This is a genomic window from Gemmatimonadota bacterium (assembly GCA_026702745.1).
Lineage (GTDB): Bacteria > JAAXHH01 > JAAXHH01 > JAAXHH01 > JAAXHH01 > JAAXHH01.
This window is the reverse complement of the sequence record JAPPBT010000102.1, coordinates 38,150-51,221: the sequence shown is the minus strand read 5'-3', so window position 1 is coordinate 51,221 and position 13,072 is coordinate 38,150. Positions and strand designations below refer to the sequence as shown.

The window sequence follows — 13,072 nt, the reverse complement described above, 5'->3', positions numbered from 1 at the left end:
TGGCGACGTTCGCAAGACGTTGCCGGCATAAGGAGGTTCATTTTGAAGAAATGGCGTCGATATGTAACAGCCGGAGCGGTCGTGTTTACGACGGCGCTTGCCCTGGGGGTCGCTCAATACCTCACGGCGTTGCCGGACGCCCCGGCAAGATCCGCGGCGACTCAGGGGTCTCCGATCCCGAACGAGTTGGCCCTGGACGAAAGACAGGATGCCTATATTGGCGGCCAGACCTACATGGCCATCATGAACTCGGAAATCACCGATACCTACACCGGCGTAGGCTGGCGGGGATCGGGCCGTTCCATGAGTCCCACGATGGGCTTCCCGTCGTACACCTTTCCCGCGGGCGGGTTGGATGCGCCGCTGTGGGCGTCGGCCTTCGGGATTACGGCCTATCAGCCCAACGCCGTGGCCGGTATGCCCATCAGCCGTGCTGAAGGCGATTTCATCGGTACCACCAACGTTTACCGTGCACCGCCTCACCAGCGCGAGCAGGCGCCCCAGGGCTTCTGGTCCGATCAGGGTGGATCAACGAGCCCGGGTTTTGCTGGTGGCACCGTGGGACCTGGCGGTTACCGCGAGCCGTTCATTACGGAAACGACGTTCAATACGAATGCCGGCATCCGTGTCCAGCGTCAGTCGTACAGCTTCAGCTACGGCTACGGTCATACGAATGATTTCATCCTGCTGCGTCACGTGCTGCACGTGCACGGTGATGTCGATGTGAATCAGGACGGCACGCTGGAAGAGCAAGGCGTTACGATCAAGAACTTCCTGATCATCTTCAATTACGACTTTGATATTCCCTGGACGAACAACCCACTCCTGACCGGTGGGGCGATCGGCGGCGGAACCGGCGGCGACGACAAGCAGCCGCCCGCCATGTTCAGTCGTGTGATGCCTCTCGCCGTGCCGGAAGGATTGATCAATTCGGGTCGATACAACCAGGCGCCCTTCAGCGATCGTTTCTATTCGGGTCTGGTTACCATGTTCGACGAGGACAATCCGAACCATCCGGGGATCGATTCCTACGTGTGGAATACGACCAACGGTAACTTCAATCCGCTGCACGTGGGCGAGGCCTCCCTGCTGGTCCTGGAAGGTTCCGGCGACGATGATATGTACGGGGATCTGAACAATGTCGCGGCGCTGGATATCTATGACGCGCCTTCCGTCGGCCTGTTCAATACCCACGAATGGTGGATCGCCGACCTCAGGACCGTTTTCGGCTGGTACGAGGGTTCCCTTACCAAGTACCTCGAGAACAAGAAAGTCAACGTGCCGGGCGGAAGCAGTTCACCGCATCCGGATCTCTTTACCAGTGGCTCTCCGCTTGATAGAAACTCCGATATCAGCACCTGGACTGCCAAGACGCAGCCGGGTGGATCGGCCGCGGGCATGGGCCTGATGTGGGGCGACCCGCGTAACCTGACCCAGTCCGGCAACCCCGGCGTGGCCAATGGTGTGCAGCCTGGTCAGTATGACAGCTTTACGCTCTTCGATCTCGACGGCGTGTTCCGGGGCATCGTGCCCGATCCGTACAACGGAAGCGACACGAAGGAAGAGACCTCGGGCGCCGGTTGTATCCGGAACGCCCTTGGCTGGGGCCCCTACACCAAGGCGCCCGGCGAGGATCTGTCCATCTGGCACGCTGATGTCGTCGGCGCCGGCAAGGACGGCACTTACGACGTGTACCTCCGTGCCATGGACGTGTGGATGCAGCGGAAGTACAACATGGCCAACAACACGTACTACTGGGACGGCTCCAATGACCGCACTGTCCCAATGTACAACGCTGATGGTTCCGTCATGCGGGACGGTGGCGGCGCAGTCATGACCGCGACGCACAACCCCGGTCGCGGTGCAGCCAGCGGCGCGCTGTTCCATCCGCCTCCGCCTCCTACCCTGTCGGTCTTCCCGACCGCCAACGGTACGATCGCGCTGGCATGGGCCAACAATGCGGAAACGGCTAGGGATCCGGGCCTGGGCCGCGCGGACTTCTCGAAGTACCGCGTGTACCGTGCTTCCGGTTTCATTGATCAGTTCCCGACCGCTACGGTGGCCCATGAAGTCGGTTACAACAGTACGGTGATTCCGCCGAACCTGGGTCTGAGCGAAGGCGCTGCACCGGTCACGGACGTAACCGATCCGACGAGTGCCGCGGTGAAGCAGGGCCATCCCTACGCCCGGTTCATCCACGAAGGGCTGACCCTCGGTGCCGATTATAACATCGGCCGGGTATACGACTTCGTGGCTGACGACCTGGTGAAGCGCTTCGCAGCGCCGAACTTCTCCGGTCCGTACGTCCAGATCGCTGAATTCGGCGGCGGCGGCGGAAATCAGACCAACAGCCTGAATCCGCCGGAGTCCGTTTCCTATCCGAACCCGTATCCGGCTGGCAGCAGGCTGCCGGGTTTCGAGGATGATTTCATCGAAACCAAGCCCAGTTCGGCGCAGATCGTCGAAGCAAACAACGCACTGGGCGCCACGACGGCCATCGCCACCAGCTTCTCGGATCGCTATCCGGATGCCATCGGATCCGGTGATGCGCAGATTACCAGTGTTGGCGGTATTCCCACCGATCCCCGACTGGTGGGCAAGAGCGGTTATATGTTCGAGGATCGCTCCGTGCTGATCGGGTTCAGCTACTGGTACTACGTAGCCTCGGTGGATACCGAAAGCGCGCAGCAGCACGATTTCGACAACTACGTCGCAGATCAGGGTTCTTCGCAGCGCGTGATCACCCGTACCATCAATGGCCTCGAGAGTTTCTACACGATGAACGCAAACGGGACGGACGGACGCTGGCACGGTCAGTATCCCTACCGGGGTCTGACGGTGGGTCCGCAGGTTCCGGGACAGGACGTCATCCCGACAACCGTGGTCCGTAACGACGTGGTCGGCGGTGTGGCGGAGTTTGAGAATCTGATGACGGTCGCACCCAACCCCTTTGTCTTCCAGGCCCAGTGGGATCTGGCGACGAAGTCTCAGACCGTCAAGTTCTTCAACGCTCCGGTACCGTCCCGCATCACGATCTTCGATGCGGCCGGCCTGCAGGTGAAGCAGTTCTCCGTGCCGGGTGACCAGACCACGACGATCGGTGGTGTGACGGACTGGGATCTGAAGAATGATTCCAACGTACCTGTTTCCAGCGGTCTGTATATTATCGTGGTAGAAGCCGAGATCGGTGGCGTGGACTACGCGAAAACGTTGAAACTCTACGTCCGGCGGTAAACTGCGGTTACGTCCTGCGCCATGGGCCATGACCGGCCATGGCGCGGGGCGGTCCGATTCAGGGAGGTTTTCTAATGAAAGTATTGTTTCGCTGGGGCGTGGTCACCGGACTGCTGCTGGCACTGTCAGCGCCGGTACATGCTCAGGTTTCCAAAGGTGGAACCGCCGCGACGAAGTTTCTGACGCTGGATTCTAGCGCCCGTGTCGCGGGTGTTGCATCTTCCGCCACGTCCTATACGGACCTTGGCGCCTTCTCGGCCCTTACGAACCAGGCTACCATGGTGTTCGTTGAGGGCAGGGGTGCGGTCGGCGTTTCCTACGCACCGTATTTTGCGGAAATGACCGTGTTCAGCGCAGGTCTCGTGTGGAATCTCGGCGATAACGGGGCGGTGGGTGTGAGTGTGCATTCGTTGCTTTCGGGCGACATACCCTATACCACCTCTGGAGATCCGACGGGTCAATTCGCCAACCAGGGCCAGAACTTTAACGTGACGGACCTGGCCATCGGTCCGAGTTACGCACGTCGTCTGACGGATTCGTTCGCGGTCGGTGGATCGCTGAAGTACGTGTCGGAAGGCACGAGCGGTGCCGGAGACGATGACCGGACCAGCACGGCGGTTGCGGTCGACGTGGGCACCATCTATACGACGGACTTCCGTAACTTCCGTATTGGCGCCTCGTTCCAGAACTTCGGTCCGGACATGCAATTCATCGATGAGTCGAGCGCTCGCGATCAGTTGCCCACGACGTTCCGTATCGGTTTCGCCATTGAACCGACCGAACTGCCGGTGGGTAGCATCATGACCAGCGCCGAACTCTGGAAGCTTCGCGAGTTCGATTCCGTGCTCAATCTTGGTATCGAGTGGTGGGTGAACGATTACATCGCGGGGCGGGTTGGCTGGAAAGCCGGTTACAGTGGCGGCCAGGACGAAGGCGTTTCCGCTGGTGCCGGTCTCCGGTTCAGCCAGGGTGAATTGAGTCTCAACGTTGATTACGCGTATACGCAGTATGAACTGCTGGACGATCTGCATCGCGTGTCCGTCGGCGTGGGCTTCTAAACATCAAGCCAGGAAGTACCGATGGATGTAAGCATTATCGTTTGAAGCACCAGGAGAATCCCTCAGTCCGTTCGATGAGGGATTCTCTTATGTTGTGAGAGAATCGGGGAATTCCGATGGTGTTGTACAGACTGACCGGACTGGCCGCGAAACGCCTGACCGCATTCAGGCAGGTGTTGAGGATTTTCGTGATCGGATGCATCGTGACAGCCGGAGCGATGATCGGTCTGGAAACCAGGGCCCAGGCCCTGCAGCTGAGCGGAATCGTCATCGATGGGAAAGATCCCATACCGGATGTCCGCGTGCGGGAACACGGAAAGCCGAATTTCGTGCTTACCGATTCCGAGGGAAGGTTTACCCTGAACATCATTGAAGATCCCGTGCAGCATTACGCGGTAACGGCAGGCAAGGAAGGCTGGTTGAATGGCGGGGTCATGGTCGATCCCAAAACCTCATATACGACGATTATATTGCAAAAAGTACCGGAAGAAAAAGACGACTCCTACGATTTCATCACCCCCCATAAATCGCTGGTCGATCTTCGCGAAGATCCGGAAGAGCTGGAACGACTGCGTATGCAATCCCACACGGGCTTCGAAGAGGGGTGCAACCTCTGCCATTTCGAACCGACCTGCTACCTCTGCCACAGAGACCTCTACGATCAGTGGAATACTTCCCAACACGCGAAAGGCGTGACCAATCCGTGGACGTTGAATCTTTACGACGGTACGGATGCGGACGGGAATGAGAACGTGGGGCCGGGTTTCAGGCTGGATTTCCCCGATGAAGCCGGAGAATGCGCCGATTGCCACGCTCCCTCGGCCGCCGTGCGCGCGCCGGGGAACACCGACCTGAAGGTCGTGTACAACCGTTCGCTGGCCTATCCTACCATCCAGGACTACAAGACGCTTGAACGCATGGAGTACGAGAAAATGGCCGGTTCGGTCGACGCCGCGGGGATACATTGCGATTTCTGCCACAAGATCCAGAACGTGGAGGTGAATGATCACGCGGGCGTGAATGGATCGATTACCCTTAACCTGGTGGCCATGGAAGAGGAAAGACATGCCAGGCTCATCAAGGGGAAGTTTCCGCCGATCTTCGTCTACGGACCCTATGACGACGTCATCAACTTTACCCCGTTGCCGGGTTCATCCAACACCTCTCCGATGGTGGCGAGTTACAATCCGCAATACACGAGCAGTGACTACTGCTCTGCCTGCCACCAGCACAAGAACAAGCACGGCCTTCCGTTCATGGATACGTATCGGGAATGGAAGGAGAGTCCCTATTCCGCCATGGGCATCGAGTGCCAGGACTGTCACATGGAGCCCGAATCCGATGGTTTCACCTTTGGTTCTTTCGTAAACGGCGACGCGGAGAAGTTCTGGACACCCATCGGATACCGGGATCCGACCACCGTTAAAACACATGGGTTCCCCGGGGCCACGGAAGAGCTCCTGCCGAATGCCGCCACCCTGGCCATCGACGCTGTTGTATCCAAAGGCCTGCTGACGGTGACCGTGGACGTGCGCAACGTAAATACCGGCCACCATATCCCGTCGGGAATCACCATCCGAAACATGCTGTTGCTCGTCACACCGGTGCTGGCCAATGGCGATACCCTGCGTTACCTGGGGGACCAGCGCGTACCGTCCTACGGCGGGGAAGGCGACCTGGCCGAAGGGAACTACGCGGGCTACCCGGGCAAGGGATTCGCCCTGGTCTTCGGTGACGACGAGGGCAATACCCACGTCATGGACTGGCAGGCGACCCGCATCGTTGAAGACACGCGGATCAAGGCGCGCGAGGCGGATCGCTCCGTGTATTCCTTTGAAGTCCCGTCGGATGTCGATCGCGTGGATATCCATACCGATCTGATTTACAGAAGAGCGTTCAAGCCGCTGGCGGATCTCAAGAAGTGGACACAGAAGGACATGACCGTGGCTTCGGACGTCACCTCGGTAAGGCCTGTTGGGCAACTGGAAGTTTCCACGCCTTCAAAAGGACTGAGCCTCCGCGATCGAATCAGATCCTACTTCGACTGACGGGTACGGCATGCGCAATATCCTTCTCGCAGCCCTTCTGCTTTACACGCCTCTGATTACGGACACCGGTCCCTACCTAACGAGCATAACCACCGTCCGTCAGGATGAAGGGGTCAGGCAACTGTCCCCCGAGGACGAGTCCATTCTGCTCGAAGACGTGATGTACTTCCGACGGCAGATCGAGGACAACAGGAACGAACCCTCCAACTACTTCAACCTTGGGCTTGCCGCCGTCGCGTTGGAAAAGCTGGACACGGCGGAAGCGGCCTTCCTGGTCGTCACCGAACTGCGTCCCGGGGACGCCGATGCCCATTTCAACCTGGGTCTGGTCTACGCCCGGCAGGAACGGTACGACGAAGCGATCGAGGCGTTCCTCCGCGTCGTGGAAATGGATCCCGATCGCGCCGAACCTCACTACAACCTGGGCCAGGCCTACCAGTACACGGGCCGGCTTGTCGAATCGATCAAGTCCTTCGTCGAGGCGACGGGCCGTGACCCCGACAACAGCCGGTTTCACTACGGCCGGGGGACCACGGAAGAGAAACTGGGCGCCCTGGACGAGGCCGCCATTTCCTATGCCAATGCCCTGTCCATCGATCCGGAATACGTCGACGCCCGGTTCGCGTTGGGACGCGTGATGCTGGATCAGCGTAAGTTCCAGGAAGCGCGGGATGCCTTTCGTGCGGTTTTGCAGGTGGATAGCGGCATGCTGGAAGCCTACTGCCAGCTCGGTGTGATCGCGTTGAGTGAAGGCCGTGTCGACGACGCGGTCCGGTCCTACGAGAACGCGCTACGCATTGATGAAGCATCGGTGGAAGCCATCGCGGGTCTTGCCCAGGCCTCGCTGCGTGCTGGCCAGGCTGAACGGGCGATCACGCTGTACAAGGAGACCCTGGAGATGGATCCCGAGTCGCCTACCCTTCACTACCATGCGGGTACGGCCTATGCGGCCGCCCAACGGCAAGAAGAAGCCCTGGAAGCGTTCTCGCGGGCGATAGAACTCAACCGGACGTACCCCGAACCCTATCTTGCGATCGGAAACACCTTGAACGCCATGGGCAGACAGGACGAGGCCAGGCGTTTTCTCGATACGTTTCAGCAGCTCAACGGGTTCAGGGAAGCGTTGTCGCAGGCGGAATCCCTGGTACGGCTGAACCCCCGGGTGGCGGAGGTGCATTACAACATGGCGACGGCCCTTACCCGCCTGGGCCGGTACGAGGACGCCGTGCGGGAATTCAGGATAGCGACGGAGCTGTCGCCCCGTTTCGTTCACGCCTTTAACAACCTGGGCGTGGCCTACGTGGAACTGGGCATGTTCGATGAGGCACGCGTTGCATATCAGCAGGCGATCCTGCTGGATTCGAACTATGTGGAGGCCTATACGAACCTGGCCTGGCTCATCACCCGGCACGGGGAGGACCTGGACCGTGCCCTTGAACTGGCTGGCAGGGCGGTTGAGATCGCGCCTACCGCCGTCGCCTACGAAACGCTCGCTATCGTGCGGAACGCGAGAGGAGACTACGGCGGGGCCGATGAAGCGATGCGGACTGCCATCCGTATCGAGCCGGAAAACGTGATATTGCAGCAGCAGTGGGAGCAGATCAGGCAGGAAAGGAATGGATCATGAATCGATGTACCGGAAGGAGAAGCGGATGAAGCGGTTCAAGTCCGGAGCGTTGTCGCTCCTGGCCGCGGCACTTCTGATGGGCTGTACGGAAGCGGACGATGACGGGATGTGGCGCGGGAGAACGGAAGTGGTCGCGGGCGCTTCAAGAGTCATCAGCGACGCCCCGGTCCGGCACGCACCCGATCAGACGGCTGACGTCACGCTCGAAGAAGACCTGGTGATCCAAGGAGGCGAGGGCCCGTCCTTTGCTTCGGTTTTCGGGATCACCACGGATCGAAGCGGCAACATCTATATTGCCGATTCGGACCTAAAACAGATTTCCAGGTTCGACGAATCCGGTAGCTTTCAGTCGGCCGTAGGGTCGTTAGGCGTGGGACCGCTGCAGTTCAGGTCTCCGGTAGACATGGCGGTGGATGACGAAGGAAGACTGTTCGTGCTGGACAACGAACTCGACCGGGTCACGGTACTCAATCCGGACCTTACCTTCGCGGACATCTGGTCCACGCAGGTTACGAAGCCTCGCCGCATACGCATCGATGCCGAGGGCAACGTGCTCGTCTTCGTCATTACGCAGCACGATCTCATCTACAAATACAGTCCGGAAGGCGATCCGATCACCAAGTTCTACAATCCGATGGAGACCCTGCGGCGCACGGGAACGCTCAAGGAATTCATCGCGTATTCAGACGCGGCCATGGAAACGACGGAGGACGGTTACGTGGTCGTATCCGCGAAACACCCTTACTGGATCCGTAAATTCGACCGGGTAAACGGACTGGAACTGGAGTTCTACCGGACCACTCCCTTCGCTATGAACCCCATGGCGCGCTGGACGGCTACGCGGCAACCGCCGCCCGTGGGCGTGTCCGGCGGACTGGCCGTTCTGCCCGACGGACGAATCGTCAACTCCATACAGTACCAGGAATTCGAACAGATCGGTCTCAACGTGATGGGCATGCCCAGACTGCAATTGACGAAACTGGATCGATGGTTCGATTTCTTCAGGCCGGATGGAAAGTGGGAAATGTCGGCGCAGTTCGACGTGGTCGGCGTACCCATGCACGTGGACCGGCAGGGCCGGATCTATTTCGCGGAACTGGAGGAGGACCGAGTCGTCCGGTACCACTTCGTTTTTCCCGAGGAGTACAACTAGTGCGCGGTATCAAAACAAGCTTCTTTCTGGTGTTCACGGCGGTGGTCACGCTGGTGGTTACGGCGCCAGGCTGCAACGGGGCGCCCGGTGACGATCAGGTGGCGGGCGGCACTTTCGTCGGATATACGTTCTCCGAGCAGGCCGTCGTCGACGAAGCACGGGACATGGACGCAGGGTACACGCTGACCTTCAAGGCCTACGATCTCGGCGGCGACGCGCGATTCGTGACCTACGTCCAGCGCAGGTCGTCGGGCGAATACTACGCGGGCGTCCTCCGGATCGGGATCACGGATCCACAGGGCAACGTATACACTCATTACCACAGTGCCGAAGCCGAGGCCATAGACCGTCCCATCATGTGGACCCGGCGGATTCCGGGCGTGCATCACGTTGAGGTGGAGTTTGCGGCCCGCGGCGAACAGAAGGCAAGTGTCGCCTTCGAGGTTCCGCTGGTCAGGGAACCGGTGTCGGGCTTTCTCGTCGCCGGGGTCAGCCTGGGTGTGCTTGCCCTCGTGGCCATGACCGTCGTACTTATGAGAAAACGCCGTTGAGATGGGCGCCGGTACTTCTCTCCTTCCTATTCCTCTTTCCTTCCTGTGGCCAGCCCGATCCTCGTCCTGAAGGGCCCCGGCCGGTCGTGCAGTTCACGGACATCGCGTCTACCGCCGGGATCACGTTCCGGCACACCAACGGCAAATCGGGCCGGTACTACTTCCTCGAAACGGTGGCGTCCGGCGGCGGGTTCATCGACTACGACGGAGACGGCGACCTCGACGTCTACCTGCTCAACGGCGCGGCCATACCGGGTTTCGTGCCCGACCGGCCCCTGTCCAGCGCCCTCTATCGCAACGACGGTGACGGATCCTTCACGGATGTAACCAGCCAGGCCGGCGTGGGCAATGCGGGGGGTTACGGGATGGGCCTGGCCGTCGCGGATTACGACAACGACGGCGACGACGACCTGTTCGTCACGAATTACGGGGCGAACATCCTCTACCGTAACGAAGGGAACGGGACATTCCGGAACGTGACCGCCCGGGCGAGTCTGACGGTACCGACGAACCCCATGTTCTCGACCAGCGCGGCGTTCCTGGACTACGACCGGGACGGGTACCTGGACCTCTACGTGTGCGCATACGTCGAATTCGACTTCGAGACCAACAAGCGCTGCTCCCGGGACGGCATCCAGTCCTACTGCGGACCCGACATCTACGAAGGCGCGGCCGACCTGTTGTACCGAAACAACGGCGACGGCACGTTTTCCGACGTCTCCGTGGCGGCGGGAATCTCGAATCCGAATGGCAAGGGCCTCGGGGTCGTGGGAGGCGACTACGACGGCGACGGATGGACGGATATCTTCGTGGCCAACGACCTGACGCCGGATTTCCTGTACCGGAACAACGGCGACGGCACGTTTACCGACATGGCCCTGCTGGCGGGCGTGGCCTATGGCGAGGACGGCGTAGCCCGGGCGGGCATGGGGGTGGATTTCGGAGACTACGACCGGAATGGGTCGGCGGACATCTACGTGACCAATTTCTCCCTGGAACCCAACTCGCTGCACCGGAACAACGGGAACGGTACATTCACCGAAACGACTTTCGGCGCGGGCGTGGGCAATCCCACACTGCTCTTTTTGGGATTCGGTACGGCCTTCAAGGATTTCGATCACGATGGCTGGCTGGATATCTTCGCAGCGAACGGCCACGTGATCGACAACATCTCCCTCTTCGATCCGACGATCACCTACGCGCAGACCAATCAGCTGTTCCGGAACGAGGGCGATGGCGTTTTCACCGACGTCAGCCCTGAAGCGGGTCCACCCTTCCAGGTGGAGCGCGTGCACCGTGGCGCGGCCTTCGGAGACGTGGACAACGACGGCGACGTCGACGTGCTGGTCACCACGGTGAACGACGTCCCGCTGCTGCTGCGGAACGACGGGATTAACGGGCGAGGTGCGACCGGCGTGATTGGGGGCGGCGATGGCGTCGGAAGCGGCGGCGCCGGTCAGTCCGACCCCCTCAGCCTGCTCGTCGCCACCGAGGGCGTCCGGAGCAATCGCAACGGCATCGGTGCGCGGGTCACCGTGGTCACGGATGCCATACGACAGTCGCGGGAAATCCGAAGCGCCTACAGCTACCTTGCGGCCAACGATCTCAGGGCCCATTTCGGACTTGGCGCTCACGCCGTGGCGGACTCGGTCATCGTGGAATGGCCCCTCGGCGCGAGAGACGTCGCAACCGGAGTCGAAGGTGGCCAGCTGATCACGATCCGCGAAGGCGCAGGTATCGTCTCGCAAACGCCATTTCCCCGGCGTTGAAGAATCTCATCGCCCACAACGCCACCGGGTAGGCCGCGACCAGGGCGATCTCCCCGGGCCAGGTGATCTCCCCGGGCCATGCGCTTCCGGTGAGTTCACGCACTGCGAACAGCACGCCGCACGCGAAGACTACCTTGAGCAGACGGATGTATTCATAGGGTATGGGGTAGTACCTCCGGCCCACGAAATACAGCCCGGCCACCATCACCGCGTAGGCGGCCGCAGAGGCCGTTGCCGCCCCGTACATGCCTAATTCCGGGATGAGCCAGAGGTTCGTCAGGATGCAGACCAGGGCCGACGCGGCGGTGATGAAGGGGAGCAGGATGGTCTTCTTCTCCAGGTAGACGCCCACGGTGAGGTTGACGTAGATCCCATACAGCACGTAAGCCGCGAGCAGGATCGGTACCACGGCGATCCCTTCCCAGTATGACGCCTCGATAAGGGTATAGCCACCGAAGGATATGCGGACCAGGTCGTCGATGAGGAAAGAAAGGGCCAGGAAGACGCCGCCCGCAATGGCCAGGAAGTAGGTCAGCACGCGGGCGAACAGCGGCCTGGGGTTCTCCTCCCTGGAAGTCTCCAGGAAGAAGGGCTGCCAGGCCTGCCTGAACATGGTGACGAAGATGAGCATGCCGACGCCCAGTTTGCGGGCCGCATGGTATATACCGAGGGTTTCCGTGCCGGCCATCCGTTCCAGCATCAGCCGGTCGATGGTTTCGATGATGATGATGCAGGCGCCGGCGGGCACGTAGGGCAGGCCGAACTTAAGGAGCCGTCCCATCGTTCCGCGAGACCAGGAGAAGGACATGTGCCGCAGGGTAATGCCCGCCAGGATGAGGAAAACGATACCGGACCCGGCGATGTTGCTGATGAGAATGCCCTGCAGCCCCATGTCGAGCACGACGACGAGGTAGCAGTTCCCCCCCAGTTCGATCATGACCTTCATCAGCTTGAGGGAGGCGAACGTCGCCGCCTTGCCTTCTCCCCGGAGTCGCGCGAAGGGAATGGCGTTCAGGGCATCCAGCGCCAGGACGGCGGCGGCCAGCTGGACGTAGGAGGTGAGGGAAGCGGAGACGGCAATCAGGGGCGCGATCCGGGCGGCGAACAGGACGATGATCACGGCGAGCCCGGCCGACGTGAACAGCATGGTGAGATAGCCGGTGCTCAGCGTATCCCGCTTGCGGTCTTCCTCGAGCACGTAGTACCTGAGAAAGGCCGAATCCATGCCGTAGAGGAAGACGACGTTGGCCAGCGCGATGAAGGTATATACGAGCCCATAGTAGCCGAATTCTTCCACGGGCATGACATGGGTATACACCGGTACCAGCAGGTAGGCCATGGACCTGCCCAGCACGTCGCTGAGACCGTAGATCGCCGAATGGGTGGTGAGTCTTTTGAGGCCTTGGAACATGGATCCTGGTCTGTGGGCGGTCAGGGTTTCTCGTAGCCCGGGAGGGGCGGATCCCAGTCGCTGAGCATCGATATGGTACCGGCGACCGCCGGGGACGTCAAGCAATTGCAGTTGGCCTTGACCGCCGGAATCCTTGTCGCGCCGTCACAGCCGGACTTCGATATTGAACGCCGTCGGGCGAAAAAGGTTCGTTGCGTCGGGCCGGTGCTTTATCTTGACCG

8 protein-coding genes are annotated in these 13,072 nt (G+C 60.5%); 7 read left to right on the top strand and 1 reads right to left on the bottom strand.

Annotated elements, in window-relative coordinates; all coding sequences use genetic code 11:
* Positions 1 to 42: 42 nt before the first annotated feature.
* From OXH56_16500 to OXH56_16470, 7 genes are all read left to right on the top strand, one after another.
* Complete coding sequence (locus OXH56_16500; GenBank protein MCY3556913.1) at positions 43 to 3,234, top strand: T9SS type A sorting domain-containing protein; 3,192 nt, start codon at positions 43 to 45, stop codon at positions 3,232 to 3,234.
* A 38-nt stretch (positions 3,235 to 3,272) separates the two neighbouring features.
* Complete coding sequence (locus OXH56_16495) at positions 3,273 to 4,292, top strand: PorV/PorQ family protein (protein ID MCY3556912.1); 1,020 nt, start codon at positions 3,273 to 3,275, stop codon at positions 4,290 to 4,292.
* A 116-nt stretch (positions 4,293 to 4,408) separates the two neighbouring features.
* A complete protein-coding gene (locus OXH56_16490) occupies positions 4,409 to 6,340 on the top strand; it encodes a multiheme c-type cytochrome (GenBank protein ID MCY3556911.1) in 1,932 nt (643 codons plus the stop codon).
* Positions 6,341 to 6,350: 10 nt separating this feature from the next.
* Entirely contained in the window at positions 6,351 to 7,967 is a 1,617-nt protein-coding gene (locus OXH56_16485; GenBank protein MCY3556910.1) for a tetratricopeptide repeat protein, read from the top strand.
* Positions 7,957 to 9,120, top strand: a complete 1,164-nt coding sequence (locus tag OXH56_16480) for an NHL repeat-containing protein (protein MCY3556909.1) — start codon at positions 7,957 to 7,959, stop codon at positions 9,118 to 9,120. Before OXH56_16485 ends, OXH56_16480 begins: the two co-directional genes overlap by 11 nt.
* A complete protein-coding gene (locus tag OXH56_16475; protein ID MCY3556908.1) occupies positions 9,120 to 9,671 on the top strand; it encodes a hypothetical protein in 552 nt (183 codons plus the stop codon). The genes OXH56_16480 and OXH56_16475 overlap by 1 nt, the downstream gene beginning before the upstream one ends.
* Positions 9,672 to 9,757: 86 nt before the next feature.
* The gene (locus OXH56_16470) at positions 9,758 to 11,440 is read left to right on the top strand and encodes a CRTAC1 family protein (protein ID MCY3556907.1); all 1,683 of its coding nucleotides are present in this window, start codon (positions 9,758 to 9,760) and stop codon (positions 11,438 to 11,440) included.
* Here OXH56_16470 and OXH56_16465 read toward each other — a convergent pair.
* On the bottom strand, positions 11,385 to 12,851 hold the full coding sequence (locus tag OXH56_16465) for a lipopolysaccharide biosynthesis protein (protein MCY3556906.1): 1,467 nt from the start codon (positions 12,849 to 12,851) through the stop codon (positions 11,385 to 11,387). The genes OXH56_16470 and OXH56_16465 overlap by 56 nt on opposite strands.
* Positions 12,852 to 13,072 lie beyond the last annotated feature (221 nt).